The organism is Micromonospora sp. LZ34 (assembly GCF_052981855.1).
Window position 1 is genome coordinate 1 of the sequence record NZ_JBRIQN010000067.1, and the last position, 25214, is coordinate 25214.

At 69.4% G+C, this 25214-nt stretch carries 19 protein-coding genes, 25 tRNA genes, 1 other RNA gene and 1 pseudogene; 9 read left to right on the forward strand and 37 right to left on the reverse strand.

Translation table 11 applies throughout. The annotated features are described in order from the left end of the window. Positions 1–270: 270 nt before the first annotated feature. Positions 271–951 (forward strand): hypothetical protein, encoded by a 681-nt coding sequence (locus ACVCAH_RS34245; RefSeq protein WP_447140385.1) that lies wholly within the window; start codon positions 271–273, stop codon positions 949–951. 206 nt (positions 952–1157) lie between these two features. Here the strand turns inward: ACVCAH_RS34245 and ACVCAH_RS34250 are convergent, their stop codons facing one another. Then, positions 1158–2363, reverse strand: coding sequence for an esterase-like activity of phytase family protein (locus tag ACVCAH_RS34250; protein WP_447140386.1), 1206 nt, complete (start codon positions 2361–2363; stop codon positions 1158–1160). 347 nt (positions 2364–2710) lie between these two features. On the opposite strand from ACVCAH_RS34250, the gene ACVCAH_RS34255 reads away from it, so the two are divergent. After that, on the forward strand, positions 2711–2929 hold the full coding sequence (locus ACVCAH_RS34255) for a hypothetical protein (RefSeq protein WP_447140387.1): 219 nt from the start codon (positions 2711–2713) through the stop codon (positions 2927–2929). Positions 2930–3019: 90 nt separating this feature from the next. On the opposite strand, the gene ACVCAH_RS34260 is transcribed toward ACVCAH_RS34255, so the two are convergent. Continuing rightward, positions 3020–3895 (reverse strand): alpha/beta fold hydrolase, encoded by an 876-nt coding sequence (locus ACVCAH_RS34260; protein ID WP_447140388.1) that lies wholly within the window; start codon positions 3893–3895, stop codon positions 3020–3022. A gap of 303 nt (positions 3896–4198) precedes the next feature. Between ACVCAH_RS34260 and ACVCAH_RS34265 the strand changes: the two genes are divergently transcribed. The 3 genes from ACVCAH_RS34265 (at position 4199) to ACVCAH_RS34275 (ending at position 6917) form a co-directional block, all read left to right on the forward strand. Then, positions 4199–4852 carry an AAA family ATPase gene (locus ACVCAH_RS34265; RefSeq protein WP_447140389.1) on the forward strand — a complete coding sequence of 218 codons (654 nt, stop codon included), beginning with the start codon at positions 4199–4201 and terminating at the stop codon, positions 4850–4852. 227 nt (positions 4853–5079) lie between these two features. Further along, entirely contained in the window at positions 5080–6171 is a 1092-nt protein-coding gene (locus ACVCAH_RS34270; RefSeq protein WP_447140390.1) for a winged helix DNA-binding domain-containing protein, read from the forward strand. A gap of 212 nt (positions 6172–6383) precedes the next feature. Further along, positions 6384–6917 (forward strand): DUF4240 domain-containing protein, encoded by a 534-nt coding sequence (locus ACVCAH_RS34275; RefSeq protein WP_447140391.1) that lies wholly within the window; start codon positions 6384–6386, stop codon positions 6915–6917. 174 nt (positions 6918–7091) lie between these two features. On the opposite strand, the gene ACVCAH_RS34280 is transcribed toward ACVCAH_RS34275, so the two are convergent. The 3 genes from ACVCAH_RS34280 to ACVCAH_RS34290 all read right to left on the reverse strand — a co-directional run bounded on the left by ACVCAH_RS34280 (position 7092) and on the right by ACVCAH_RS34290 (position 11393). Beyond that, entirely contained in the window at positions 7092–7607 is a 516-nt protein-coding gene (locus tag ACVCAH_RS34280; RefSeq protein ID WP_447140392.1) for a DivIVA domain-containing protein, read from the reverse strand. Positions 7608–7900: 293 nt separating this feature from the next. Further along, on the reverse strand, positions 7901–8713 hold the full coding sequence (locus ACVCAH_RS34285) for a class I SAM-dependent methyltransferase (protein ID WP_447140393.1): 813 nt from the start codon (positions 8711–8713) through the stop codon (positions 7901–7903). Between the two features lie 70 nt (positions 8714–8783). Next, positions 8784–11393, reverse strand: coding sequence for an ATP-binding protein (locus ACVCAH_RS34290; RefSeq protein ID WP_447140394.1), 2610 nt, complete (start codon positions 11391–11393; stop codon positions 8784–8786). A 247-nt stretch (positions 11394–11640) separates the two neighbouring features. Between ACVCAH_RS34290 and ACVCAH_RS34295 the strand changes: the two genes are divergently transcribed. Beyond that, the gene (locus ACVCAH_RS34295; protein ID WP_447140395.1) at positions 11641–12039 is read left to right on the forward strand and encodes an ester cyclase; all 399 of its coding nucleotides are present in this window, start codon (positions 11641–11643) and stop codon (positions 12037–12039) included. A 46-nt stretch (positions 12040–12085) separates the two neighbouring features. Here ACVCAH_RS34295 and ACVCAH_RS34300 read toward each other — a convergent pair whose 3' ends face one another. The 5 genes from ACVCAH_RS34300 to ACVCAH_RS34320 form a co-directional block, all read right to left on the reverse strand. Then, positions 12086–13078 (reverse strand): TIGR03842 family LLM class F420-dependent oxidoreductase, encoded by a 993-nt coding sequence (locus ACVCAH_RS34300; RefSeq protein WP_447140396.1) that lies wholly within the window; start codon positions 13076–13078, stop codon positions 12086–12088. Between the two features lie 14 nt (positions 13079–13092). Further along, positions 13093–14496 (reverse strand): dihydropyrimidinase, encoded by a 1404-nt coding sequence (gene hydA / locus ACVCAH_RS34305; protein ID WP_447140397.1) that lies wholly within the window; start codon positions 14494–14496, stop codon positions 13093–13095. Further along, positions 14493–15335 carry a nitrilase-related carbon-nitrogen hydrolase gene (locus tag ACVCAH_RS34310; RefSeq protein WP_447140398.1) on the reverse strand — a complete coding sequence of 281 codons (843 nt, stop codon included), beginning with the start codon at positions 15333–15335 and terminating at the stop codon, positions 14493–14495. The genes hydA and ACVCAH_RS34310 overlap by 4 nt, the downstream gene beginning before the upstream one ends. After that, the gene (locus ACVCAH_RS34315) at positions 15332–16888 is read right to left on the reverse strand and encodes an NCS1 family nucleobase:cation symporter-1 (protein ID WP_447140399.1); all 1557 of its coding nucleotides are present in this window, start codon (positions 16886–16888) and stop codon (positions 15332–15334) included. The genes ACVCAH_RS34310 and ACVCAH_RS34315 overlap by 4 nt, the downstream gene beginning before the upstream one ends. Positions 16889–17127: 239 nt before the next feature. Beyond that, the gene (locus tag ACVCAH_RS34320) at positions 17128–18732 is read right to left on the reverse strand and encodes a PucR family transcriptional regulator (RefSeq protein ID WP_447140400.1); all 1605 of its coding nucleotides are present in this window, start codon (positions 18730–18732) and stop codon (positions 17128–17130) included. A gap of 128 nt (positions 18733–18860) precedes the next feature. Between ACVCAH_RS34320 and ACVCAH_RS34325 the strand changes: the two genes are divergently transcribed. The 3 genes and pseudogenes from ACVCAH_RS34325 to ACVCAH_RS34335 form a co-directional block, all read left to right on the forward strand. Continuing rightward, on the forward strand, positions 18861–20162 hold the full coding sequence (locus ACVCAH_RS34325) for an aspartate aminotransferase family protein (RefSeq protein ID WP_447140401.1): 1302 nt from the start codon (positions 18861–18863) through the stop codon (positions 20160–20162). Next, positions 20159–21649 carry a CoA-acylating methylmalonate-semialdehyde dehydrogenase gene (locus ACVCAH_RS34330; protein ID WP_447140402.1) on the forward strand — a complete coding sequence of 497 codons (1491 nt, stop codon included), beginning with the start codon at positions 20159–20161 and terminating at the stop codon, positions 21647–21649. Before ACVCAH_RS34325 ends, ACVCAH_RS34330 begins: the two co-directional genes overlap by 4 nt. Before the next feature lie 70 nt (positions 21650–21719). Then, a pseudogene (locus ACVCAH_RS34335) lies at positions 21720–22034 on the forward strand (IS110 family transposase); the annotation flags it as partial. Positions 22035–22087: 53 nt separating this feature from the next. Here ACVCAH_RS34335 and ACVCAH_RS34340 read toward each other — a convergent pair. The 27 genes from ACVCAH_RS34340 to ACVCAH_RS34470 form a co-directional block, all read right to left on the reverse strand. After that, positions 22088–22158 (reverse strand) — tRNA-Cys (locus ACVCAH_RS34340). Between the two features lie 9 nt (positions 22159–22167). Then, a tRNA-Arg gene (locus ACVCAH_RS34345) sits at positions 22168–22241 on the reverse strand. Between the two features lie 88 nt (positions 22242–22329). After that, positions 22330–22405: transfer RNA gene (locus ACVCAH_RS34350), tRNA-His, on the reverse strand. 2 nt (positions 22406–22407) lie between these two features. Next, a tRNA-Val gene (locus ACVCAH_RS34355) sits at positions 22408–22479 on the reverse strand. A gap of 84 nt (positions 22480–22563) precedes the next feature. Further along, positions 22564–22637: transfer RNA gene (locus ACVCAH_RS34360), tRNA-Asn, on the reverse strand. A 1-nt stretch (position 22638) separates the two neighbouring features. Next, positions 22639–22712 (reverse strand) — tRNA-Glu (locus ACVCAH_RS34365). 6 nt (positions 22713–22718) lie between these two features. Then, positions 22719–22790, reverse strand: a tRNA-Val gene (locus ACVCAH_RS34370). Positions 22791–22792: 2 nt separating this feature from the next. After that, positions 22793–22868 (reverse strand) — tRNA-Met (locus ACVCAH_RS34375). 2 nt (positions 22869–22870) lie between these two features. After that, a tRNA-Lys gene (locus tag ACVCAH_RS34380) sits at positions 22871–22942 on the reverse strand. 3 nt (positions 22943–22945) lie between these two features. Further along, positions 22946–23020, reverse strand: a tRNA-Arg gene (locus ACVCAH_RS34385). Between the two features lie 4 nt (positions 23021–23024). Beyond that, positions 23025–23096, reverse strand: a tRNA-Lys gene (locus tag ACVCAH_RS34390). A 1-nt stretch (position 23097) separates the two neighbouring features. Beyond that, a tRNA-OTHER gene (locus ACVCAH_RS34395) sits at positions 23098–23185 on the reverse strand. A gap of 1 nt (position 23186) precedes the next feature. After that, a tRNA-Pro gene (locus tag ACVCAH_RS34400) sits at positions 23187–23263 on the reverse strand. A gap of 5 nt (positions 23264–23268) precedes the next feature. Continuing rightward, positions 23269–23342 (reverse strand) — tRNA-Pro (locus tag ACVCAH_RS34405). Between the two features lie 4 nt (positions 23343–23346). Further along, positions 23347–23419, reverse strand: a tRNA-Arg gene (locus tag ACVCAH_RS34410). Between the two features lie 16 nt (positions 23420–23435). Beyond that, positions 23436–23800, reverse strand: an RNA gene (gene rnpB / locus ACVCAH_RS34415) — RNase P RNA component class A. A 9-nt stretch (positions 23801–23809) separates the two neighbouring features. Further along, positions 23810–23882, reverse strand: a tRNA-Ile gene (locus ACVCAH_RS34420). A gap of 1 nt (position 23883) precedes the next feature. After that, positions 23884–23973: transfer RNA gene (locus tag ACVCAH_RS34425), tRNA-Ser, on the reverse strand. A 5-nt stretch (positions 23974–23978) separates the two neighbouring features. Further along, a tRNA-Asp gene (locus tag ACVCAH_RS34430) sits at positions 23979–24052 on the reverse strand. 1 nt (position 24053) lies between these two features. Beyond that, positions 24054–24129, reverse strand: a tRNA-Ala gene (locus ACVCAH_RS34435). Between the two features lie 9 nt (positions 24130–24138). Then, positions 24139–24214: transfer RNA gene (locus ACVCAH_RS34440), tRNA-Leu, on the reverse strand. 13 nt (positions 24215–24227) lie between these two features. After that, positions 24228–24301: transfer RNA gene (locus tag ACVCAH_RS34445), tRNA-Met, on the reverse strand. Positions 24302–24306: 5 nt separating this feature from the next. Continuing rightward, a tRNA-Thr gene (locus ACVCAH_RS34450) sits at positions 24307–24379 on the reverse strand. 5 nt (positions 24380–24384) lie between these two features. Further along, positions 24385–24460, reverse strand: a tRNA-Thr gene (locus ACVCAH_RS34455). Between the two features lies 1 nt (position 24461). Next, positions 24462–24540, reverse strand: a tRNA-Leu gene (locus ACVCAH_RS34460). Positions 24541–24546: 6 nt separating this feature from the next. Beyond that, positions 24547–24617: transfer RNA gene (locus ACVCAH_RS34465), tRNA-Gln, on the reverse strand. Between the two features lie 38 nt (positions 24618–24655). Then, entirely contained in the window at positions 24656–25099 is a 444-nt protein-coding gene (locus tag ACVCAH_RS34470) for an HNH endonuclease (RefSeq protein ID WP_447140403.1), read from the reverse strand. Positions 25100–25214: the final 115 nt, after the last annotated feature.

Consider the following 25214-nt stretch of genomic DNA (forward strand, 5'->3'; position numbering starts at 1 on the left):
CACAACATCGCCCTCGCCGGCTGACCACCGGACAGCACCGGGAACGTTCGTCCCGCCCGAGTTACGAGACGTCGCTTAGGTCGACCCAAGGCACGGTGCTGGTGTTTCAACCGGCCCTTGGGCGGTAGTCGACGCCGAGGGGACGCAAGTCGTCGCGGTGGAACGTGTCCAAGGCGCCTTCCGGTCAGCACTTGCTAGCGCCGCGAAGCGCTCAGGGCCGAGAAGCGGATGCGGACGCCGTCGATGTAGACCGCGGGTAGCGTCCATCCGGTGAACCTGAACCTTTTCCATGGCGTTCCGGAGGGGTTGACCCGGCGGGCCCGGTCGTTCGTCGTCGCTCACGGCGTTCGAGCTGATGTTCCGGATGTCGAGCCGTACCGGCCACGCTGGCTGGAGTTGGGCATTCCGGCGTCCGAGATCGACCGAGCGGTGGCGTTCCAGCAACGGTGGGGCGGACTGGTCCTGCCACCGGCACCGGCTTACGACGGCGGCCCCCGGTACTTCCAGGTCGACACACCGGATGGCTCCCCGGCGAGGACATCGGACGGCTCCACGGCGCATGGATGGTGGTTCGAGGCAGGGATGCAGCGGACAGCCGTTCCCTATTCATTCATGATCGGCCCTGTGGGTGAGTTCGGGATCCACGCCCAACGGTGGGTACCGCTGCACGCGGCCATCGAAGGATGGGTCGAGTCGCTCGCCCTGGCCCATCATGCCGCGAAGTGGGCGAAACACATCACCAAGGTGACCGGCGAGGCGGTGGTTACCCTCGGGTTGGACAGGTTCGAGCCAGTGGCGGAAGTCCAAGGGCTGGCGGACACCTGGTGGCGGGGTGCCGATTCGCTGGTGGCCGTCTACTCAGGGGAATCCACCTGCATGGGCGCGTCCACCTTCAGTACGGCGTGGATCTACTCCGGCCTGGATGAGTGGGGCCTCCGTGGGGGTGTGTGAGAGGCGGCGTCCGTGAGCATCCGAGGCGGGTCCGGTAGGCGCTATCCGTCGACCTGCTTCATGGGCCGCGTGGCGGCGGCGCAAATCAGAGGATGGGACCGATTTGCGGTCGCCCGGTACGGCCGGCCTGTCCTACGACCCGGTCCTGTCGCGGGTGCGGCTGCTGGGGCGGGCGGCGGATCGGGCCGCCCACCCCTGGCATCGGGTCAGTAGCGATGCAGGATGCGCTTGTCCGCGTCCAGGCCGCGGTCCAGCTTGATCACGATGAACTCGTTGTTGTCCGCCTGTCCGGCCGTCCGGCCCGCGGAGGACGGGAAGTTGTTGTCGTTGAGGACGGCAAGCGTGCGGTCGTCGAGGATCACCACGTCCTCGATCGTCTGGAACGGGAACGTGAAGGTGTCAGCGAACCCGCCGACGTGCCGCGGGTTGGCGATGTTCATCAGGTCGGCGATCAGCGTCTTGTCGAGGCGGCCGTCCCTGTTCCGGTCGCGCTTGTCGGCAAGGTAGATCCTCTTGACCTTTGCCGTCTCGCCCTGGCCGTTGTCCCGCTCGATGATCAGGAAGCGGTCGCGGTCGACCATGATCGCGTCACCGATCGCGTGGTCGGGAGCGTCGAGCGCGTAGGTCCAGCGCCGACCGGTGTACGTGTTCGTCTTGACGTCGAACTCGTTGAGCTGGAGGGTGCCCGCCGGGTCGCCCGTGACCGTGCCCTCGAGCAGCGGGTAGAGCGTGCCACCGTCGGGCGACTGGGCCATGCCCTCGAAGCCCTTGCTGCTGGCGAGGTTGGCCGGGGTCGTACCTCGGGTCGGGTTCTCGGGAGCGAACACGCCCGGCAGCGGCACCGGCGCCTGCAGTAGGCGGCCCGCCCGGTCGAAGTGCAGCAGGTACGGGCCGAATTCGTCACCGATCCAGTACGTGCCGTCGGCCGTCCGGGTGATCGACTCGACGTCGAAGTCGGCGCCGGTCAGCACGCGATCGGCGCGGGTGAGCGGAAATGGCACCTTGCCGTGCGGGTCGGTCAGGTTGATGCCACCGACCACGTCGACGGCGCCGTTGGCGAAGTCGGGCGCGACCCGCTGGACACGCAGCAGGAAATCGGCACTGTTGGCCTTGTTGCCGAAGCCGTTGTCGGACAGCACGTCGAAGGTGCCGTCGGTGTTGCGGAGGACGCCGCTGAACCCCTGGATCGGTTGGTCGGCGAACGGCGGGATGATGCCGTTGATGGGGGCAGTGCCGAGCGACGAGCCGGACGGTTCGCTGCCGGTAACGAAGGTCGTTGCCGGCAGTGCGGCGAACTTCGCCAACTCGGCCCGGTCCCACGTGCTCCGCTCGGCTGCGGACGCGGCGCTCGGCAGCGTCAGGGTCAGGGCGGCCACCGCCGCACCCAGGCCCACCCGCTTACTTATTGCCATCGATCCTCATCTCATCAATGATGACCAGGTGTTTCTCGGTCGTGATCCGATGGCAACGTAGAGGGACGCAGTGAATTCGGATTGGCCAGAAGGGGATGCGCGTCCAAACCGTGCGGTGACCCTCCTCGACAACCTCGGCTTGGCACGCGACCGAGCGGCCTGCGCCGTCATGGACGCGTCCTGGAGGCCAGGCCAGGCCAGGCCGGGTCGAGGACGACGGCCACGGGCCCTCGGCATCCCCGACGTCGGCAAGGTGGGCACGGTGCTCGCGCGGCTCGCACTCGCGGCGGGTACCGGGTGCTCGTCGCCGGTTCGGGCGACCCGGCGAGGACTTTCTCACCGTCGAGGTGCTCACGCCCGGCGTGGTCGCCACCACCGCGGCCGACGCCGACGTCTCGTCCTCGCCCTCCCGCTGCCGCAGAATCACCGCCGAGGCGTTGCGCGGCAAGCTCGTGGTCGACGCGATGAACTACTGGTGGGAGGCGGCATCCGCGACGATTTCACCGATCCGCGCACCTCGTCGACTGGAACCGTCCAGGCTTTCCTGCCCGATTCCCGCGTCGTGAGCCGCATGGGAGACCGAGGGCCCCTTTGCCCGATCATCTGGTGGGCCGGGAGCGGACAGCGGTGGAACTGAAGACGGTGGCGTCGACTAGCTAACTGGTGGCCAGGACCTCGCGGAGCCTCGCGGCGAACTCCTCGGGCTTGCCTGCGTAACCGAACTCACCGCCGAGGAAGCCGCCGTGATGGCTTGGGAACACCGTCGCCTGCTGGCCGAGCAGTGCTGCGGTGCCGAGCGCGGTACGCGCGGTGTACGTTCCCGCCGATTCCTCTCCGACCGCGATCACGATGCGGGTCGATGCGGCAGTGAGCAGGCTCGGGTCGGGACGGTAGTCGCTGATCGCCCACGAGTTCTTCGACAACAGCGGATCGTCACGGGTGCCGTCGTCGTCGGTCGGCATGCCGAGCGTCGCCGGGTCGGGCGTGGGCTGGGCGAAGTAGTCGTCGGTGAACTCGCCCTGCCAGGATGTCATCGCGACGAACGCGGCCATGCCCGCGCCGAAGCCGTTCGCCTGGTACGCCTCGTGGAAGGCGGCCCGGGCCCGCTCGGCGGCTGCGGCATCGGGAAGCACAGCGTTGATCGGTGGTTCGTGCGCCACCAGCGTGACAACGTCGTCGGGGTGGGACGCGACCAGTTCGAGCGCCGTCACCGCGCCGCCACTGCTCGCGAAGACCTCGACCGGACCGGCGTCGAGCGCCTCGATCAGCAGGTGCAGGTCGTTCGCCTGCTGCTGCGGCGTGTGGTCTGACCGGCCGTCGGTGCGAATGCTGCGGCCCAGGCCGCGAGGGTCATAGGTGACGACCGTACGGTCGGTGAAGTTGGCGGCGAGCGCGGTAAAGCCTTCCGCCGTCATCGGCTGACCGATCATGAGTAGCGCGGGCCGACCGCCAGCCGGCGGGAGCGGTCCGCGCACGTCGTAGACCAGATCGACGCCAGGTGCGGCGAGCGTGTGAGTCTGTGTCGTCGTCATGGCGGTGACCCTACGATCCAACTACGACATGTGCGAGGTTGTCGACCTCGGGAGACGGCGGAGGCCCAGGCCGATGACCTGGTCTTCTGCACCGAGCCGCCTGACGGAAATGAACCGTCGACCTAGGCATTACGAGACGAAGCTGCCCACCTTCCGACCTGGGCACATAGTGTTCTAGCAGCGAGAATGACTTCGGACATCTCTCACTGCCCCCTCCGTCCGTGGACCTCTTGCGGACTGGATGCGAACCGTTTCACGCTCGGCACGTCGACAGCCTGTCTGCGGGTCTGCCAGGATCGGCGGATGTTGGTGAGGGAACGGCCGGTGGTGATCGCTGTATGCGGGTGTCCGGGGGCGGGGAAGACCACCATTGCCTCTGCAACGGCTGGCCGCTTCGGTATCCCGTTCCTGACCCGCGACGAGATCAAGACAGGTCTTGGGCTGTCCTCCGCCTCCGTCGCAGAGGACGGCCGGGTCCGGCTCGACCGGGACTTCCATGTTGCCGGTGGTCCCGTCAGCCTCCGGGCTGAGGCCGTGATGGTCGACGCAGTCCGGCTGCTCGCGGCCTCAGGGGTGAGCTTCGTCGTGGAGTCCTCGGTGTTGTCCCACGAGCTGCTAGACGTACTGCTCGCGTGTGGCGCCCGAGTGCTGGCTGTTCACGTCGTGGCCCAGGAGGCGGTGATCGGCCGGCGACTTGGTGCTCGGGCGGCCGAAGGTGGGGCCATCGACCAGCAGCTCCTATCCCTGTTTCAGCGGGGTGAGATGAAGCGGTCGATCTTCGAACCGCCGAAGGGCGTCGACGCCGTCGTTGAGATCGACACCTCAGACCATGGAGCTCCGGCCATCGAGACGATCGTGGCGGCAGTCGTCGCCCTGCTCGGGCCGCCAGAAACAGGAGGCGGCTCGTTACCGAGCGAGCTGGGCAGACCCCGCCTGAGCCTCTCCCCGCGACGGTGACCGGCGGACGCACGCCAAATGAGAGCCACCCAGAACTACGGCGGGCAGCCGATGAGAGAGCGACCCGCCGGTCACCTCGACCTAGCCTGGCCGGGCTGCGGTCGTGGCACCAGTAGATAAGAAGCCGATGAGCGGATGCCGTCGATCGAAGAGCCGGCGTCAGTCTCCTGGTCGTCACGCCCGGCTGCTGCGGCGCGTCTGTCAGGGCCGCTGCCTAGGGTATAGGGGTGGTTGACCAGCGCCAGGTGATGAACTTCCGGGTTCGGGCCCAGCAGCTTGACCGAGCCGAGGGCACGCTCGGAAACACCGCCGTGCTCGATATCGGGGTGCAGGACACCGGTCCGGCCGGCGGCGGTTGGGCGCTGGCCATCCGCGGGGTCGATGTGGCGGCGTTGTCCGCGGAGGACCTGATCCTGCTGTGGACTGTGCGGGGCGCTCCTCACCTTTACCGCCGCGCTGACGTGGGGAAGGTGGCGGCCGCGGTCGAGCCGTTCTCCGACGCTGACGCGGGTAAGCGCATCTACGACGCAGCGAGGCCGTTGAAGGCGGCTGGCATCGGCATCCTGGCTGCCCTCGACGAGGTAGCCGCTCATATGCGAGCCATCGTCACCAAGCCGATGGTCAAGGGGGACGTCTCCAGCCGCTTGGCTGAGGTGATGCCGGAGCCGTATCTGCGGTTCTGCCGACCATGCGACGCTACCCACCTCTACGAGATGCCGTTCCGGTTGGCTGCCGTGCGGGCCGGGCTGGAGTTGCAACTCGACACGTCGCCGCCGGTCCTGCAACGCACCGCACGGTTCAAGAGGGCGGCCACCTCGGGCGACAGGCTCGACCTCATCCGCGCGTATCTTCGTCTGCTCGGCCCGGCCACCCCCAAGCACGTAGCCGACTATCTCGACGCCCCGGTCAAGGATGTGAAGGCACGCTGGCCCGAAGATGTGATCGAGGTGGTGGTCGGCGGCGAGGTGCGCTCGCTGCTGGCCGCCGACGAACAGGCGTTGGAATCGGCCGACACCAGGGCAACCCGTCTCCTCGGCCCGTTCGACCTTTTCCTACAGGCCAAAGACCGAGCAACCCTGGTGCCGGGCACGGTCCACGTCAAGGAGTTGTGGCCGGTGCTGGGTCGCCCCGGCGCCGTCCTGGTCGACGGTGAATTGGTCGGCACCTGGCGCCCCCGCAAGTCCGGCAGGACGTTGAAGGTCGCCGTCCAGCCGTGGCAGACACTGTCCGGGACCACCCGCAGTAACATCATCGAACAAGCTGAACGCCTCGCCGCGTATCGCGCCGTTCCCCTCGCCGGCGTCGAATTCATCGCTTAGCTGATGATCAGGCGCATTTCGGCGGGCGGCCGTCGGGGAAGTCTCACGGAAGTGGCAGGGCGTACGGCCCGCCGGCCGTTCCGCACCCATCTTTCGCCGATCGCGTGCGTTCGTGCCCGTGCTCTGCCAGCTCAGCCAGACGGGTGGTTGGGCACGGGTACGACGCCGAATGGTGGGCGACGAAGCAGGTGGACGCTGCCATACTCCCGCGCGTGAGTGTTGAGGAGTTCTGGAACGTGGTGGCGAAGGCACGGGAGTCGGCGGCCGACCCGTCGGACGCCGAGGAGGTCGCCGAACAGACACTGCGGCTGCTGGCTGCCCTGCCGGCCGAGAGGATCGCGGAACTCGCGCAGCCGCTGTGGGATCTGCGCGCGCGGTCGTACGGGTGGGACCTGTGGCAGGCGGCCTATCTGATCAACGGCGGTTGCTCCGACGACGGCTTCGAGTACTTCCGCGGCTGGCTGCTCACACAGGGGCGGGAAACGTTCGAGAGCGCTGTGGCAGACCCTGATGCGCTCGCCGACCTGCCGGTGGTCCAACGCGCTGCGGTCGACGGCGGGTTCGATCTCGAATGCGAATCCATGTATGGCGTCGTATGGGACGCGTACGCGGTCGCGACAGGGAGCATGGAGTTACCCAGGGCGATCACCGGCAGATACCCGGAGCTCGGCCAGGGCTGGGACTTCGAGGACGAGGACGAAATCCGTCGCCGCCTGCCGAGGCTCGCCGCGCTCTTCATGGATTAGCCGCGGCTGGACCCACACATCGCGCAGGTCGCCCGCCACATCGACGGCTTCGATCAATGGTTTCTCTTCGACATCCGGTGGGCTGCAGCCCACTGACCTGGCCCGCTCGCTGCTGCGCTACGCCGCCTACTGGGACCGGTTTGAGGCTTGCAGTGAACGAGCCCTGCGCATCCGTCAGGCGTGACGGCTGGGATCGTCGTCCAGTGACGGCGCCCGGGTGTGCGGTGCCGGAGACAGATCCCGACCGGTGCCGGTGATCCCGGCCGCCTGTTCGTGCGCCCGGTTCAGGATCGCCTCCGCCTCCCGCCGGGCTGCGGTCACGATCCCCTCGGCTTCGAGCCGCGCCTCGGCGCGGTGGTCATCGGCCTGCTCCTCGGCGAGTTCGAGGATCTGTTCCACCCGGGTGCCCAGGCCGCTGAGGGTGGGGCGCTGCCGGTCCCGCCGCCGTCGTTCCGCGACGACCGCCGTTCCCGCCGTCGTCCCGTCGCCGGCCAGCCCGGCGTCCTCGTCGCGGTCGACCAGGTCGTCCCCCACGAGATCGGATTCCGTCGTACCGATCAGGGAGAGCCCGACACCGAGCGCGGCGACCGCGACGCCGGACCAGACGGCGGCCGGCCCGAGGGACGGACCGATCGTGGCGCCGACGCCCAGCCCGAAAAGGACCGCAGCGGTCTTGGCCGGCTTCCGCATGGTCCTCCTCGGGTGGTGCGGGAAAGAGAGCTTCCGGTTCCAGCATGGCGAGCGAGTCAACCCCTCCGGGGCCGGGCTGCTGTGGGGCGAGGTCGGGGTGCGGCGCCTCGCGTACGACGGGCTCAAGCCTGCGGTGGGCTGGCTGCAGCTTCGCCACCCAACCGTCTTCATCAACTGGCCAAGAAGACCGGTCGGGTCCCTCGCACCGCGCGCACGGACCGGATCCATTCCGCGAGATCGTCGCCGGTCATCCGGCGGGCGCCGTTCGTCGGTCCCCGGTCGTAGCGCCCATCCTAAGCCTTGTAGGCCAGCACCTCCGCGTACGCCGCCGGGATCTTGACCGTGCCGTCGGTGGCGGCGTTGTGCCGGTCGGCCAGGTCGACCAGATCCTCGTACAGCAGCTTGCCGGCGTTTTCGTCCAGTGCCTCGAAGGCCTTGAGGGTCGGCCCGTAGTTGTGCCGGAAGTAGTTGGCGAACTCGGCTGCCGAGGTGAACCGGAAGATGAAATCGCGCCGGGTGACCCGCAGCCCGGTGACGCGGTCGCCGAACAGTTCCCGCAGCCGCGCCTCGGTGCCCCACTCCGTCGGCGGCCGCACACCGGGCGGCGGCGGGACGTGCCGGCCGACTGTCCGGAACAGGTGGCCGATGAAGCCGTCCGGGGTCCAGTTGGCCAGCGCGAGCGTGCCACCGGGCCGGCACACCCGTAGCAGCTCGGCGGCGGCGCTCTCCTGGTCCGGCGCGAACATCACGCCCACGACCGACAGCACCGCGTCGTACTCGTCGTCGTCGTATGGCAGCCGCTCGGCGTCGGCCTCGCGGAACGTCACCGTCAGGTGTTCGGCCTCGGCGCGGGCTCTGCCGCGGTCCATCAGGCCGGTCACGTAGTCCACGGCGGTGACCTCGCACAGGCAACGGGCGGCGGCGAGGGCCGCGTTCCCGGTGCCGGTCGCCACGTCGAGCACCCGCGAGCCGGCGGACAGGTCGGCCGCCTGCACCGTCGCCTCGGAGATCGGATGGATGAGGGCCGCCACCGCACCGTAGTCGCCGCTGGCCCATGTCTTCTGCTGCTTGGCCTTGATGCCGTCGAGGGCGAGAGATGTCGTCATGCCGGCACGGTATGAGCGTGCAGCCGGCCGCCACATGGGTGAAGTTCCCCATGTTGGGCGTCTGGTGTCCCTAGACGAGACCCCGGTCGCGCGCTGCCGCGGCCGCCAGACCGCGCGACGCCACGCCGAGCTTGCCGAGGACCGCGGACACGTGGTGGTCGACCGTCTTCGCCGATACCGTCAGCCGCCGGGCGATCTGCGCGTTGCTCAGTCCGTCCGCGAGCAGCCCCAGCACCTCCAGCTGCCGGGCGGTCAGGCCGGTCGGATCGGCGGCGGTGGAGGGCCGCGGCCCGCGGGGTACGCGCAGGCCGCGCCGGCGCAGGTCGGCGCGCAGCCGCCGGGCCGGCACGACCGCGCCGAACGCGTCGAACACTCCCAGGGCCTCCACGATCGCATCCGCGTCGCCGCAGCTCAGGGCCTCGGCCACCGAGTACGGGCAGCCGCGCGCCCGCCACTCGTCCGCCGCCCCACGCCAGTCACCGTCGATCAGCAGACGGTAGGGCCGGGCCGCCCCGGCCGGTGCCTCGCTCAAGCCGCCCGCGCGCCACAGCCGGAACGCCAGCTCGCCGAGGAACCACGGCTGGCCGCTCCGCTGGGCAACCTCCAGCCCTCGCTTCGCCTCAGCGGCTGCCCGGTCCGGGTCGCCCGCCAGCCAGAACCACTCCGACAGCGCGGCCGCGGCGGGCGCGACGAACTGCAGCTCGTCGGTGGCGTAGCCGCGGTCGGCGGCGAGGATCAGATCCGCGTACGCGCCGGGCTGCCCGCGCCGCGCGGCGATGATGCCGCGGGTGGTCAGGCCGCCGATCAGGGAGCCGCCGGGCTGGTCGCGGTCGGCCAGCGCCTGATCGGCGTCGGCGAGGGCGGTCGCCCAGTCGCCTCGGGCCAGGCGCAGGCGGGCGCGATTTCCCAGGACGTGCCGGCCGTAGCCGTCCAGGTCGCGGGCGGCGGTGAAGGCGAGGACGTCGGCCATCGCCTGCTCGGCGGTGTCGTAGGCGGCCCAGTCCACGGACGTGCAGGCGAGGTTCACCAGTGCCCGGCCGGCGTGGTCGTCCAGACCGGCGGCGGCTGCCTCCTCGTACGCCCGCCTCAGCTCGGCCGCGCCCTCCGGCTGACCGCGCTGCAGGCGCGCGCTGCCGATGTTCACCCGGGCGTGCAGCTCGGTCTCGCGGTCGCCGCACCGGCCGGCCAGCTCCAGCGCGCGCCCACCCCACTCGATCGCGGCGCCGTCCTCGTCGGCCAGCATGTGCAGCTGCGACAGGTTGCTGTACGCCATCGCCAGCTCCCGCCCGGGCGGCAGCGTGCGCAGCACCTCCACCGCCCGGACCCCGGCCTCCCGGGCTTCGGCGGTCCGCCCGGTCCACCACGCGAACCGGGACACCCAGCGCAGCCCGATGCCGATCTCCGCGGTGTCCCCCCGCGCCTCGCGCAGCGCCAGCGCCTGCCGGCGCGCGGAGAGTGCCTCCCGCGCCCGCCCGCCGAGATAGGCCGCCACCGAGTACGCCTCCAGCAGCCCGGCCCGGTCGACGTCCGGCAGCGCGGCGGCGCACTCCAGCGCCGTGGCGTAGTGCCCGGTGGCCTGCCGGTACGCGCCCAGTTCGGATGCCCGCCGGGCGGCCACCGGGGCCCAGCGCGACACCGCCACCGGATCCCCGGCATGGTGTGCGTGGTGCACCACGCGAGCCGGGTCCGCCCCGGGCCGCCCGGTGAGCGCAGCCAGCACCTCGGCATGCAGCGCGGCACGGCGTACCGGTGACAGCGACTCCTCGACGGCGCGCCGCAGCAGCTCGTGCCGGAAGCCCACCCGGTCGCCGATCGCGGTGAGGACACCGCAAGCCATGCACTCGTCGACGCCGGCGGCCCTGGCGCCGAGCACCGCCGGCTCGACGCCCGACGGCACCACCGACACCAGCCCGGCGACCTCGCGAGCGGCCGGGGACATCTTGCTCAGTCGGGACAGCACCAGGTCACGCACGGTCGGCGGGACACCCGCGGCGGAGGTGGCCAGCATCTCGGCCACCAACAGCGGGTTACCACCGGTCACCTCATGCACGGACGTGGCGGACCGGCCCGCGCGGCGGGCGAGGTCGGCGACGGCTGCGGCGGACAACGGCGGCAGCCCCAGCCGGCGCACGGCCGACCGCGGCAGACCGGCGAGCACGCCATGCAACTGATGGTCGGGACCGATCTCGTCGTCGCGGTAGGTCAGCAGGAGCAGCGCCCGGCACTGCGGTAGGCGGCGGCCGAGGAAGGCCACCATGTCGAGGGTGGCGTCGTCGGCCCAGTGCAGATCCTCGATGACGACCACCGGGCGGGCGCGCTGGCGGGGACCGGCGAGCATCTCCAGCAACGCCTCGAAGACATCTCCGCGGCTTACCCGGTTGGGTTCGGCCGCTCCGCCGGGCACGTCACCGTGCAGTCTGGCCATCCGTTCGCGCAGCTCCCCGCCGGCCTGGCGGGCGATGTCGTGCAGCGGACCGAGCGCGCGTGGGGTGAGCAGCGGGTCGCAGGAGCCCCACAGTGGCCGGGCGCGGCCGGCTGCGGCCGCGGCGAAGGCGTGCGCCAGCGTCGACTTGCCGGCGCCGGCCTCCCCGTAGACGACCGCGATGCGACCTCCGCTGGCGGTTTCCGCCAGCAGCCGCTGCAGATCGGCAAGGGCGTCGGCCCTCTCCAACAGGTCCATCCCCGCCGATCGTAGGTGTGGTGGGATCGGCGTCCTAGCGCCTACCGGACACCGAAGGCAGCCATACATCGGGAGCGGTCGAGCAGATGGAAAGGCTCCGGGACGTCCCATCACTCCAGTGCCAGGCACCTCATCTGCTCGTCGGCACCCGCGCGCCGACTGTGAACGACCTCGCATTCGATCCGAGGCGGGGGCCGCGATCAGCGGGGACGGGGAGACTGTCGAGGTGATTCATGATCCTGTCGCCGTGGTGGGTGAGTTCCTGCGTGTCGTCCGTTCGGGCGTCGATCCCAGCCGGGCTGGTCATCTGATGGCGCCTGTAGTGACCGCGCATCAGGTTCAGGCCGAGGACCGCGCGACGGTGAACCGGACGCCTCAGCAGTACGCCGAACACGTGCAGGAGATGATTGATGCGTACGGGACATTCGACCTGCGGGTGGACGAGCTGTTCGGGTCCGGGGAAAAGGTATACGCGCGCTGGACGCAGCGGGGCCACCACGTCGGCCAGGTCGACGGCATGGCACCCACCGGACGGCCGGTCGTCCAGGTGACCAGCGCCGTGTATCGGGTCGTCGACGGGCTGATCTGCGAATACTGGATCCAGATCGACCGTTGGGGCCTGCGGGCGCAGTTGGCAGCCTCCTGAACGCACGTCGTGGCCGTCGTGGGAACCGGTGGACCGCAAACAGGGCCTAGACCTGCGTGATCACGGCCTTGCCGTACGAGGCCAGGGTCTTCTCCTTGTCGTCGTGCATGAGGTAGAGAGCGAAGTTGTCCACGCCGATCTCCTTGAGCTCCTGCAGCCGGTCGACGTGTGCCGACTCGGGCCCGAGCAGGCAGAACCGGTCGACGATCTCGTCCGGCACGAAGTCGGTGGACGGGTTTCCGGCGCGGCCGTGATGTGAGTAGTCGTACCCCTCGCGGCCCTTGATGTAGTCGGTCAGCGCCTTCGGCACCATCCCGGAGTCGCCGTAGCGGGCGACGAGGTCCGCTACGTGGTTGCCGACCATGCCGCCGAACCAGCGCAGCTGCTCCCGCTGGTGCGCGAGGTTCGTGCCCACGTAGGCGGGTGCGGCCACGCACATGGTGATCGAGTCGGGATTCCGGCCCGCGGCGGTGGCCGCGTCGCGTACCGACCCGATCGTCCAGCGCGCGATGTCGGGGTCGGCGGTCTGCAGGATGAAGCCGTCGGCCTGCTCGCCGACCAGCCGCAGCGCCTTCGGGCCGTAGGCGGCCATCCAGATCTCCAGCCTGCCGTCACGCACCCACGGGATGCGCACCGGCGTGCCGTGATGTTCGACCTCGTTGCCTTCGGCCAGCTGCTTGATCACGTGCATGGCGTTCTTCAGGGTGGCCAGGCTGGCCGGCGGCTGGCCGATGACCCGCCGGGCGGAGTCGCCGCGGCCGATCCCACACACCGTCCGGTTGCCGAACATCTCGTTGAGGGTGGCGAAGAGCGACGCGGTGACCGACCAGTCGCGGGTGCTCGGGTTGGTCACCATCGGCCCGACGATCAGGTGCTTGGTCGCGGCGAGGACCTGTGAGTAGATGACGAACGGCTCCTGCCACAGGACGCAGGAGTCGAACGTCCACCCGTAGCGGAATCCGTTGTCCTCGGCGGCGGTGAGGCCCGCCACGACGTCGCGGGCGGGCGGATCGGTCTGCAGTACGACACCGAAGTCCACAGATTCTCCTTGCGTCAGACCAGGTACTGGCAGAGATCGCGCTTCAGGAACGTCCCGTGTCCGACCGCGCCGTGGAAGGCGTTGTCGTCGACGACGACGCGACCTCGGGACAGCACGGTGGAGACCTTGCCGGTCAGTTCCATGCCCTCGTAGGCGGAGTAGTCCACGTTCATGTGGTGGGTGCTGGCGGAGAGGGTCTGCCGGGCCGACGGGTCGTACACCGTGATGTCCGCGTCCGCGCCCGGAGCGATGACGCCCTTGCGTGGGTAGAGGCCGAACATCCTGGCGGGGGTGGTGGAACTGATCTCCACCCAGCGCGGCAGGGTGATCTCGCCCTTCACGACCCCCTGATAGAGCAGGTCCATCCGGTGCTCGACGCCCGGCATCCCGTTCGGGATCTTGGAGAAGTCGCCTCGGCCCAGCTCCTTCTGGTCCTTGAAGCAGAAGGGGCAGTGGTCGGTCGACACCAGAGACAGGTCGTTGGTGCGCAGGCCCCGCCACAGTTCCGACTGGTGCTCCTTCGGGCGCATCGGGGGAGAGGCGACGTACTTCGCACCCTCGAAGTCGGGCTTGGCCAGATCGTCCAGGGACAGGAACAGGTACTGCGGGCAGGTCTCCGCGAACACGTTCTGCCCGGTGTCGCGGGCCTGGGTGACCGCGTCGAGGGCGTGCGCGGCGGACAGGTGCACGATGTACAGCGGCGAGCCGGTGACCTTGGCCAGGGTGATCGCCCGCGAGGTGGCCTCGCCCTCCAACTCGGGTGGCCGGGTCAGCCCGTGCTGCACCGGGTCGGTACGCCCGCTGGCCAGTGCCTGCGCGACGAGCTGGTCGATGGCGATGCCGTTCTCCGCGTGCATCATGACCATCGACCCGGTGTCCCGGGCCTTCTGCATCGCTCGCAGGATTTCCCCGTCGGTGGCGTAGAAGACGCCCGGATAGGCCATGAACATCTTGAACGTGTTGACGCCCGCGTCGATGCAGGCCTCCATCTCCTTGAGAGAGGTGTCGTTGACGTCCGAAACGATCATGTGGAACGCGTAGTCGATGGCGCACTTGCCGTCGGCCTTGCTGTGCCACTTGTCCAGCGCGGACAGCAGGGAGGTTCCTTTCGCCTGTACGGCGAAGTCGACGATGGTCGTGGTGCCACCCCAGGCTGCCGCGATCGTCCCGGTCTCGAACGTGTCCGCCGAGAAGGTCCCGCCGAACGGCATCTCCATGTGGGTGTGGCCGTCGATGCCGCCCGGCACGACGTACTTTCCGGCGGCGTCGATCACGCGGTCGGCGCCGGACGCCCACTGGTCGGCCAGGCCCGAGTCCGGTGCGGCGAGCGCGGCGATCCGCTCGCCCGCCACCAGGACGTCGGCCGGGTGCGTCCCGGTGGCGTTGACGACTGTCCCGTTGCGGATGAGGATGCTCACGGCGTCACCAGCGATTCGTAGGTGTCGGGCCGGCGGTCGCGGTAGAACGCCCAGAGGTCGCGGACCTCGGCCAGCTTGTCCATGTCGAGGTCGCGGACGACGATCTCCTCCTCGGTGTCCGACGCGGCGTCGCCGACCAGCTGCCCGCGGGGATCGACGAAGTAGGACTGGCCGTAGAAGTCGTTGTCGCCCAACGGCTCCACGCCGACCCGGTTGATCGTGCCGACGTAGTACTCGTTGGCGACCGCGGCGGCGGGCTGCTCCAGCCGCCAGAGGTACTCCGACAGGCCACGACTGGTGGCGGACGGGTTGAAGACGATCTTCGCTCCGGCCAGCCCGAGCGCCCGCCAGCCCTCCGGGAAGTGCCGCTCGTAGCAGATGTAGACGCCGACGCGGCCCACGGCGGTATCGAACACCGGGTAGCCGAGATTTCCCGGCCTGAAGTAGAACTTCTCCCAGAACCCCTTCACCTGCGGGATGTGGTTCTTGCGGTGCTTTCCGAGGTAGGTGCCGTCGGCGTCGATCACTGCGGCGGTGTTGTAGTAGACGCCCGGTTGTTCCTGCTCGTACATCGGCACGATCAGCACCACGCCGTGCTGCTCGGCGACCTCACGCATCAGCGCGGTGGTCGGCCCGTCCGGGATCGCCTCCGTGTACGAGTAGTAGTCGGCGTCCTGGATCTGGCAGAAGTACGGGCCGTAGAACAACTCCTGCAGGCAGACGACCTGTGCGCCCTGGGACGCCGCGCTGCGGATGGCCTCGACCGCGTTGGCGATCATCGACTCCTTGTCGCCGGTCCACTTCTGTTGCACCAGCCCGGCTCGGATGATGTTGCTCATTTCTCCCCCTTCGCGTGCGCGGAGCGCGGCATCGACAGCGCCAGGTAGACGAGGAACCCGCCGATCAGACCGACCACCCAGCTGTAGTCGTAGAGCGGCTTGAGGAACGGGATGAGCCCGTCCTCCGGGAACGGCCCCTTGCCCGGTGCGGAGTAGGCGCCGCCGACCGCGAGGACCGCGCCGACGACGGTGGCGACGATGGCGGCCCAGTTCCACCCGCCGGAGAACCAGTACCTGCCCTCGGGGCGGTAGAGGGCGGGCAGTTGGAGGCGGGTGCGGTAGCGGATCCAGTACCCGGCGATGAGTACGCCGGCGACCGCGCCGAGCAGGCCGCCGTAGAACCCGAGCCAGACGAAGATGTAGATGTTGGGGTCCTGCACCAGGCGCCACGGCTGGATCAGGATGCCGAGCACGCCGGTGATCAGACCCCCGGTCCGGAAGCTCACCAGTCGGGGCGCGGCGTTGGAGAAGTCGTAGGCCGGGCTGACCGTGTTCGCGGCGACGTTCACCGACAGCGTCGCGACCACCACGGTGAACAGGCCGAGCGCGACGACCAGCGGGTTCTCGAACTTGGCCGCGAGCTGGATGGGGTCCCAGATCGCTTCGCCGTAGATGACCGCCGTACCGGAGGTGATCATGATGGACAGGATGGCGAAGAACGACATCGTGGTGGGCAGGCCGAGGACCTGGCCGTACGCCTGCTGCCGCTGACTGCCGCCGAACCGGGTGAAGTCGGGGATGTTCAGCGACAGCGTCGCCCAGAAGGCGATCATCCCCATCAGGGACGGCGCGAACAGCTTCCAGAAGTCGGCGCCCCAGCCCAGCTTCGACGGCTCGGACAGGATCGGGCCGAGCCCGCCCGCCTCGACCAGCACCCAGATCAGCAGGGCGACGGCGACGACGATGACGAACGGCGCGGCCCAGTTCTCGAAGCGCCGCAGGGTGTCCATGCCCCGCCAGATGATCGCCATCTCGATCGCCCAGAACAGGAAGAACGAGGCCCACAGCGTCCACGGGTAGTCCATCACCGTCGCCGCCTCGACCCACCAGGAGCCCAGCAGCTTGCCGGCGATCGCGTAGATCGCCTCGCCGCCGATCCAGGTCTGGATGCCGAACCAGCCGCACGCGATGAAGGCGCGGAGCAGGGCCGGGAGGTTCGCGCCGCGGACCCCGTAGAACGCGCGGGCGAAGACCGGGAAGGGGATCCCGTACTTCGTGCCCGCGTGGCTGTTCAACAGCATCGGGATCAGGACGAGCAGATTGCCCAGCGTGATCGTGAGAAACGCCTGCACCCAGTTCATGCCGAGCTGGATGAGCCCGGCGGCGAGCAGATAGGTGGGGATGTTGTGCGCCATCCCGATCCACAGCGCCGCGAAGTTGTACGTGTTCCAGGTGCGCTTCTCGATGGGAACCGGGGCGAGTTCCTCATTGAAGTAGGGGCTGTCGGCGATCGTGGAGAAGTCACGTAACTCGACTCGGCCATCCGGGTGCGTGATCTGCGTGCCCGGCTCGACCTCGCGGGCTTCGGTGGGGGGCAGGGGTTCAACGGCCATCGGTCACCTCCCTGTTACGCTGCCGCATCAGTGGCCGGCGAGCCGGCGCGCGTGCTGCGGTGGGGGCGGTTCAGCTCGATCTTTATCTCGGAATGGTGGGTGTCACCGACCGGCCACGGGCAGCGGCAAAGTGTCCACGCTTGCCGTGGTCAGCGCACACTCTGTCCACGGCATACCCGTACCAACTCTGTCAATCGCCGCGCTGGCTGGATTCCGGCCTCCGGCTGGACCTTGCCCCGTCAGGCCTCGTCGAGTTCGTGTACCAGGAGCGCGACGTACAGCGACAGCATCGACTCCGGGTCCTCCAGGGACACCCCGAGCACCTGCGCGATCCGCGACAGCTGTTGGTAATAGGCGGTACGCGACAGGTGCGCGGCGGCGGCCGCCGCCGACTTGTTCCCACCCTGCTCGCAGAAGCAGCGCAGCAGCTCCACGAGCCGGCTGCGCTGGTTGGCGTCGCGCGCCAACAGCGGACTCAACTCGCGGTCCGCGAAGGCCCGGACCCGCTCGTCGTCCCGCAACAGGTGCAGCAGGCCGCGCAGGCGTACGTTCTCGAGTCTGTGGTAGAGCTGCGTGCCGGGGGAGCGCAGAGCCGCCCCCGCCACATGGGCGGCCTCGCCCAGGCTGCGGCGCACCTCGGCGACGTGGGACACGGTGGTACCGACCGCCACCACGACCGGGCCGGCCGCGGAGCGGTGCACCTCTCTGGCCAGCCGGCGCAGCACCGGGTCGACGTCGGTCTGTGCGGGCAGCGACAACAACGCCCGGACGCTCGTGTCGTCCACGACGCCCACCAGGGCGGGCACGGACACCCGCCGCGCGGCCAGCGCGGTCGCCTCGGCGAGGTCGCGCAACACCTCCTGGGTGGCCAGCGCGGGGGCGCGTGGCGTCACGTTCCCGGGCCGGATCGCCACGCCGACCAGCTGCCGCCGGTCGAGACCGACTCCCAGTGCCGCCGCCCGGGCGGCCAGATCCGGGGGTGGCACCGCCTGACCGAGCAGTTGCGCGAGCAACATGCGGTGCGTCTGCCGCTCCAGGCTCTCCCGGTCGCGGGCCACGAGCCGATGCACCGCCAGCGCCGACGCGGCCCGCTCGGCGACCACCACGTGCCGGTGCGGCGGAGAATCCGGCGAGAGCAGGACCAGGCGCCCCCAGTCGGCGCCCTGCGCGCCGACCATGGTGACCAGCCAGCCGGCGTCCTCGTCGTGGGCGGTCCGCTCCGGCGAGACCACCGACCGGGACCGCTGGGCCCAGTCGGCCAGCAACTCGGTGGGATCCTGTCCGGCCGCGTCGTAGGCGAGCACCTCGTGCCCCAGCGTCTCCAGCACGACCGGCAACCCGGAGATCCTGGCCACCTCGCGCAACACCTCGGCCGGCTCCGCCCCGGCCACGGTGAGCGACGTGAACGTCTCGTGCACCTGCTCGGCCGCCCGCAGCTCGGCGAGCTGCGCGTCGACGATCAGCGCCACCACCGCCTCCGTGACGGACACGAACGGCGTCTCCTGGGCGAGCGTGATCAGTGGGAGCCGGTGCCGGTCGGCCGCCGCCACGAGCGCCTCCGGTACCCGGTCACTCCACCGCCGGACCAACTCGATCACCAGTCCCGCCGCGCGGACCGCGGCCAGGTCGTCGACGTACCTCGTCAGCGCCGCCGCCTCAGCCGGCAGCGCGATGCCGGTGGTCAGCACCAGTTCCCCGCCGCGCAACAGGTGCGCGATGTCGGCGACCTCCGCCACGTGGACCCACCGGACTCGGCCCTGCATGCCGGCAGACCCGGCCACCACCTGCGGCTTCGCCCGCCGGATCACCGGCAGCGCGATGGCCTCTGCGACGGAGGGATACATCACGACCTCCCATCTCCGGGATTGCACACAACGTACTGGCATTGCCCCTCAAGCGGTACAGGTTGTGCATAGCGGTCGGGCAACCGATGCCGCCACACTCGCCCTACGGGAGAGATAGGGAGGACGCGATGGCGCACCGCGAACTGCTGGCCAGACACCGGTCCGTGATGCCGAAATGGCTGGCGCTGTACTACGAGCAGCCGATCGAGATCGCCAGCGCACACGGTCGGCGGGTGACCGATCGAGAGGGACGGACCTACCTCGACTTCTTCGCCGGCATCCTCACCAACGCGGTCGGCTACGACGTGGCCGAGATCAGCGACGCGCTCCGCTCGCAGATCGACACCGGCGTGCTGCACTCATCCACGCTGTATCTGATCGAGTCCCAGGTCGAGCTCGCGGCGAAGATCGCGGACCTGTCCGGCATCCCGGACGCCAAGGTGTTCTTCACCAACTCGGGGACCGAGGCGAACGAGACGGCGCTGATGCTCGCCACCCAGTACCGGCGCAGCGAGCAGGTGCTCGCGCTGCGCAACTCCTACCACGGTCGCGCGTTCGCCACCGTCGCGATCACCGGCATTCGCGGCTGGTCGGCCAGCGCGCTCAGCCCGATCAAGGTGAGCTGGGTGCACGGCGGCTACCGCTACCGCAGCCCGTTCCGGGAGCTGTCCGACGCGGACTACATCAGGGCCTGCGTCGCCGACCTGCGCGAAATCATCGAGACCACGACCGCGGGTGACGTCGCGTGCATGATCGCCGAGCCGATCCAGGGGGTCGGTGGTTTCGCCAGCCCGCCCGACGGGTTGTTCGGCGAGTTCAAGAAGGTGCTCGACGAGTACGGCATCCTCCTCGTCTCCGACGAAGTGCAGACCGGCTGGGGCCGCACGGGCGAGCACTTCTGGGGGATCCAGGCGCACGACGTGGTGCCCGACGCGATCACCTTCGCGAAGGGGCTGGGCAACGGGCTCGCAATCGGCGGCGTGGTCGCCCGGGGCGACGTCATGGACTGCCTGGGAGCCAACTCCATTTCCACCTTCGGTGGCAACCCGCTGGCCACCACCGGCGCTCTGGCGTCGCTGAACTACCTGCTGGAGCACGACCTGCAGACCAACGCCGCACAGTTGGGCAACCGTCTCCTCGATGGCCTGCGCGCGGTCGCCGCGGCGCATCCCGTGGTCGGCGACGTCCGCGGCAAGGGCCTGATGATCGCGCTGGAGTTCGTCGGACCCGACGGCGCGCCCCACCCGGCGGCCGCCGCCGCGCTGCTCGAGGAGACCCGGGAGCGAGGGCTGCTCGTCGGCAAGGGCGGCCTCTACGGCAACGTCATCCGCCTGGCGCCGCCGATGACGCTGACCCGGGCCGAGGCGGAGGAAGCCCTGGAGATCCTCACCCAGTCGATCGAGACCGTGGCCAAGGAGGTGCAGCGATGAGGACAACCCACTGGATCGGCGGTAAGCCGTGGAACGGGGTCGCCGAGCGCACCGGTGACATCTACGACCCCGCCACCGGCCAGGTGGCCGGACGGGTCGACTTCGCCACCGTCGCGGTCGTCGACGAGGCGGTCGCCGCCGCCGGCCAGGCCTTCTCCCGCTGGCGTAGCGCGTCCCTCGCTCAGCGCACGAGCGTGATGTTCTCCTTCCGGGAACTGCTCAACGCCCGCCGCTCCGACCTCGCCGAGATCATCACCGCTGAGCACGGCAAGGTGCTCTCCGACGCGGCGGGGGAGATCCAGCGTGCGCTGGAGAACGTCGAGTTCGCCTGTGGGATCCCGCAACAGCTCAAGGGCGGGTTCAGCGAGAACGCCTCGACCCAGGTGGACGTGTACTCCATCCGGCAGCCGCTCGGCGTCGTCGGGGTGATCTCTCCCTTCAACTTCCCGGCCATGGTACCGCTGTGGTTCGTGCCGAACGCGATCGCCTGCGGCAACACCGTGGTGCTCAAGCCGAGCGAGAAGGACCCGTCCGCGGCGAACTTCCTGGCCGAGCTGTTCGCGGAGGCCGGGCTGCCCGACGGTGTCCTCAACGTCGTGCACGGCGACAAGGAGGCGGTCGACCGTCTTCTCGAGCATCCGCAGGTGAAGGCGATTTCGTTCGTCGGCTCCACGCCGGTCGCCCGCTACGTCTACGAGACCGGCACCCGGAACGGTAAGCGGGTGCAGGCGCTCGGCGGCGCGAAGAACCACATGGTCGTACTCCCCGACGCCGACCTCGACCTCGCCGCCGACGCCGCCGTCTCGGCCGGCTTCGGCTCGGCCGGCGAGCGCTGCATGGCCATCTCCGCCGTCGTGGCCGTGGACCCCGTCGGCGACGAGCTGGTCGGCAAGATCAGCGAGCGGATGGCGGCGCTGCACGTCGGCGACGGCCGTCGCCCGGGCTGCGAAATGGGGCCGCTGGTCACCGGCGCCCACCGCGACCGAGTGATGTCCTACCTGGATGCCGGTCAGTCCGCGGGGGCGCGGCTGGTGGTCGACGGGCGGAGCCACCCAATCGACGGTGAGCAAAGCGGCTTCTGGCTCGGACCGACCCTCTTCGACCACGTCGATACCGACATGTCCATCTACACCGACGAGATCTTCGGTCCGGTGCTCTCGGTGGTGCGGGTGCGCAGCTACGACGCCGCGGTAGAGCTCGTCAACGCCAACCGCTACGGCAACGGCACGGCCATCTTCACCAACGATGGCGGTGCGGCCCGCCGATACCAGAACGAGGTGGAAATCGGCATGGTCGGGGTGAACGTCCCGATCCCGGTCCCGGTCTCGTACTACTCCTTCGGCGGCTGGAAGGACTCGTTGTTCGGCGACGCTCACGCGTACGGGCCGGAAGGGGCGAACTTCTTCGTCAGATCCAAGGTCGTGACCAGCCGGTGGCTCGACCCGTCCCACGGTGGTGTGAACCTGGGCTTTCCGCAGAACAGTTAGGTGTCATCCCGAGGTTGGGGGCGGGCCCGGCGAGCAGCCGACGGCCGTACCATCGCTCGGCGCCAAGTCTGACCCCGGTGACAGCTACAAACTCGCCGACTACCTACGCACCGACGGTCATCGCCTGCGCCGGCTGCAACCGGCGGATCATGGCCTGAGCGAACTGCAGAGTCTCACCCGGTTACGGGAAAGCCACATTCGCGCCCGCACCGCCGCCACCAACCCCGCTCGCCGCACTGCTGGAGTCACCATGTCCGGCCGCTCTCTGCTGGCCGCATGCTGGCTGCGCCACCTCGCCGGTGACGCCGTCGAAAGCTTGCGGTACTACGAGCATGCTGGACCGGTCGCAAGCCTCGGAGTCGAACCGAGCAGGCCGCCGTTATGAGCAGCAGCTGGACCCACGTCCGCCTGCGCCTCACCCCACAGTGAATGGCATCGAGGCCGTGACCGGAATCGAACCGGCGTAAGCGGTTTTGCAGACCGCTCCCTCACCACTCGGGCACACGACCAGGCAGAAACGCCCACGGAGGGAATCGAACCCCCGACAACCCAGCTCCGGAAGCTGGTGCTCTATCCGCTGAGCTACGAGGGCATGGTGCGCGTCCCTGGTGCCGACCCAGGTCTGCTCGGAGAGCGCCGGCTTTACAGGCCGGGGGGCGTGCCGCCGCCCACGACGCGCTTGGGGTAGCAGGGGGGAATCGAACCCGCCGACCTCCGGAGCCACAATCCGGCGCCCTACCTCTGGGCCTCTGCCACCGTGCCCGCACCAGGGATCGAACCTGGGACCTACGCCGTGTGAAGACGCCGCTCTCCCTCTGAGCTATACGGGCTTGGGACGGGGCGGCCGGAGGGTATCCGGCCCTTCAGCCGGCGAACCGGCCCTGGCGCGGGGGACGTCTCCCTCGCCCCGCCAGCTCCCCCGCCTGGGCTCGAACCAGGAACCTGACGGTTAACAGCCGTCCGCTCTGCCAAATTGAGCTACAAGGGAATGGTCGCGCGTGCGGGGCTCGAACCCGCTTCATCGCCTTGAAAGGGCGAGGGCCTACCCATAACCGAACGCGCGTCGATGTGCCGCGAGCTGGGATCGAACCAGCGACCTACGCCTTGTCGAGGCGTTGCTCTCCCGCTGAGCTACCGCGGCGGGAGCGGGGGCGGGATTCGAACCCGCGTTCTCCGGCTTATGAGGCCGGCGAGGACGACCGAACTCCTCTACCCCGCAAGTGCGCCGCCAGGGAATCGAACCCCGGACACTCCGATCAAAAGTCGGCAGCTCTGCCATTGAGCTAGCGGCGCGAATGGTGCGGCACCCGGGAATCGAACCCGGCGCACACGGCTTAGGAGGCCGAGAAGCGCATCCAGCGCACGTGCCGCAAAGTGCCCCCGGGGAATGTCGAAATCCCGGCCCTCCGATTAAGAGTCGGATGCTCTGCCTCTGAGCTACGGGGGCGTGGCGGAAGGTAAAGGAGTTGAACCCTCGGGCTTTCACCCGGTGCCGGTTTTCGAGACCGGTTGCGGACCTGTTCCGCACTACCTTCCATGGTCGGGTAGACAGGATTTGAACCTGTGGCCTCGCGGTCCCGAACCGCGTGCGCTACCAAGCTGCGCCACTACCCGTTGAGTCGGGATAGCCGGATTCGAACCGACGACCTCCGGTCCCCCAGACCGGCGCGCTACCAACCTGCGCCATATCCCGAAAGAGCCCCCGACTGGAATCGAACCAGCGACACCGAGATCCGTAATCTCGTGCTCTATCCACTGAGCTACGGGGGCAGGTGGTGCGTGCGGCGAGGGAAGCCGGCCGGTACGCCGGGTTCTGTCCCACTCCCGCGGCCGGGTGGTGGGGGCGACCATCCATCTCGGCCTACCGTCGCCGGCAGGCTCTAGCGGCCAACCCGCACGCATCAGGCGGGCCGCCCGCGTGCTGTTCGGCCTTGCTCCGGGTGGGGTTTACCGTGCCGCTCCCGTCACCGGGAACGCGGTGGGCTCTTACCCCACGTTTCACCCTTACCGGCGGTGGTGCTGCCGGCGGTCTGTTCTTTGTGGCACTGTCCCGCGGCTTTCGCCGGGTTGCTGTTAGCAACCACCCTGCCCTGTGGAGCCCGGACGTTCCTCGGCGAGCTGAGGGCTCGACGCGGCCGCCTGGCGGGCATTCTCGCTGCGTGCCGACGAGTGGAATCGAACCACCGACCCCCGCGTTATCAGCGCGGTGCTCTAACCACTGAGCTACGACGGCTTGGCGAAGGGTGAGGGATTCGAACCCCCGGCGGTGTGACCCGCTCCGCGCTAGCAACGCGGTGCCATCGACCAGACTCGGCCAACCCTTCATGCGCGCCCCGTACGGATTTGAACCGGCGCTCTCCGGGTTGACAACCCGGCGTCCACTCCTGGCTGGACCGACAGGGCATGGTGGAGCCGAGCGGAATCGAACCGCTGGCCTTCGCAGTGCGAATGCGACGCTCTACCAACTGAGCTACGACCCCATGCGTGCGTACCCGGGGCGGGAGTCGAACCCGCAGAATCTCCGCAGTCTGAGTGCGGCGGCTTTGCCAGTTTGCCCACCCGGGCAGGTGGTGCTGCGTGCCGACGCCCGGTGTCGAACCGGGGACCTCTCCGTTATGAGCGGAGCGCTCTGACCAGCTGAGCTACGTCGGCGAGAGAGCCACCGGTCGGACTCGAACCGACTGCCTACGTCTTACGAGGACGTCGCTCTGCCAGGTGAGCTACGGCGGCAAGGGTGGAGCCGGCGGCCGGAGTCGAACCGGCGCGCTTCGCCTTACAAGGGCGCTGCTCTGGCCTCTGAGCTACGCCGGCATGGTGCCCTCGGCGCGATTCGAACACGCACTGTACGGCCCCTCTCAGACCGTCGCCTCCTGCCGTTGGGCTACGAGGGCATTGCGCTCCCAGACGAGGATTCGAACCTCGATCGCCTGATCCAGAATCAGGTGTCCTGCCGTTAGACGATCCGGGAATGGTGGCCGGCGGACCGCGGTCGGGTCCGCCGGCCGGTCAGCGCTGCGCCAGCGACCCCCACGACGGCGTCACCGGCTGGATGCGGAGCACCATGCCGGCCTCGGCCGGGGTCCGGTCGCCCTTCGCCTGGTTGCAGGGCGCGCACGCGCTGACGGTGTTCCGCCAGGTGTTCCCGCCGCCGCGCGAGCGGGGCAGGATGTGGTCGACCGTCGAGGCCGGCCCGGAGCAGTAGCCGCACCGGCGGCCGTCGCGGGCCAGGACGCCGCCCTTCGACCAGGCCGGGCCCTTCGTGTACCGCCACCGGGTGACGACGTACCGGACGAGCCGGACGACCTTCGGCATGGGGAACACGCCGATGAGCCGGTCGGGCTCGGCTTCGTGGATCTCGGCGACCCGGCGGCACAGCATCCGGATCGCGTGGGCGACCGTGACCCGGTGGAGGGGCCCGAGGTCGGCGTTGATGACGAGTACGGCGTCCACCAGGTCCCTCCTCTCTGCTCGTGACTGTGGGATGTGGTCAGGGGCCCGGCAAAGTCCTCAGGTGATGCCGAGTAGGGCGAGTGGTCGGTTGCTGTCGCGGGCGTGGTGGCGGTTG

Bases quoted from the DNA above. Each gene is read 5' to 3' on its own strand.
- ACVCAH_RS34290 (WP_447140394.1), bottom strand. From the start codon at position 11,393: ATGGACCTGTTGGAGAGGGCCGACGCCCTTGCCGATCTGCAGCGGCTG.
- ACVCAH_RS34325 (WP_447140401.1), top strand. From the start codon at position 18,861: ATGGCGCACCGCGAACTGCTGGCCAGACACCGGTCCGTGATGCCGAAA.
- ACVCAH_RS34330 (WP_447140402.1), top strand. From the start codon at position 20,159: ATGAGGACAACCCACTGGATCGGCGGTAAGCCGTGGAACGGGGTCGCC.
- ACVCAH_RS34285 (WP_447140393.1), bottom strand. From the start codon at position 8,713: ATGACGACATCTCTCGCCCTCGACGGCATCAAGGCCAAGCAGCAGAAG.
- ACVCAH_RS34265 (WP_447140389.1), top strand. From the start codon at position 4,199: ATGTTGGTGAGGGAACGGCCGGTGGTGATCGCTGTATGCGGGTGTCCG.
- ACVCAH_RS34250 (WP_447140386.1), bottom strand. From the start codon at position 2,363: ATGGCAATAAGTAAGCGGGTGGGCCTGGGTGCGGCGGTGGCCGCCCTG.
- ACVCAH_RS34260 (WP_447140388.1), bottom strand. From the start codon at position 3,895: ATGACGACGACACAGACTCACACGCTCGCCGCACCTGGCGTCGATCTG.
- ACVCAH_RS34320 (WP_447140400.1), bottom strand. From the start codon at position 18,732: ATGTATCCCTCCGTCGCAGAGGCCATCGCGCTGCCGGTGATCCGGCGG.
- ACVCAH_RS34315 (WP_447140399.1), bottom strand. From the start codon at position 16,888: ATGGCCGTTGAACCCCTGCCCCCCACCGAAGCCCGCGAGGTCGAGCCG.
- ACVCAH_RS34280 (WP_447140392.1), bottom strand. From the start codon at position 7,607: ATGCGGAAGCCGGCCAAGACCGCTGCGGTCCTTTTCGGGCTGGGCGTC.
- ACVCAH_RS34310 (WP_447140398.1), bottom strand. From the start codon at position 15,335: ATGAGCAACATCATCCGAGCCGGGCTGGTGCAACAGAAGTGGACCGGC.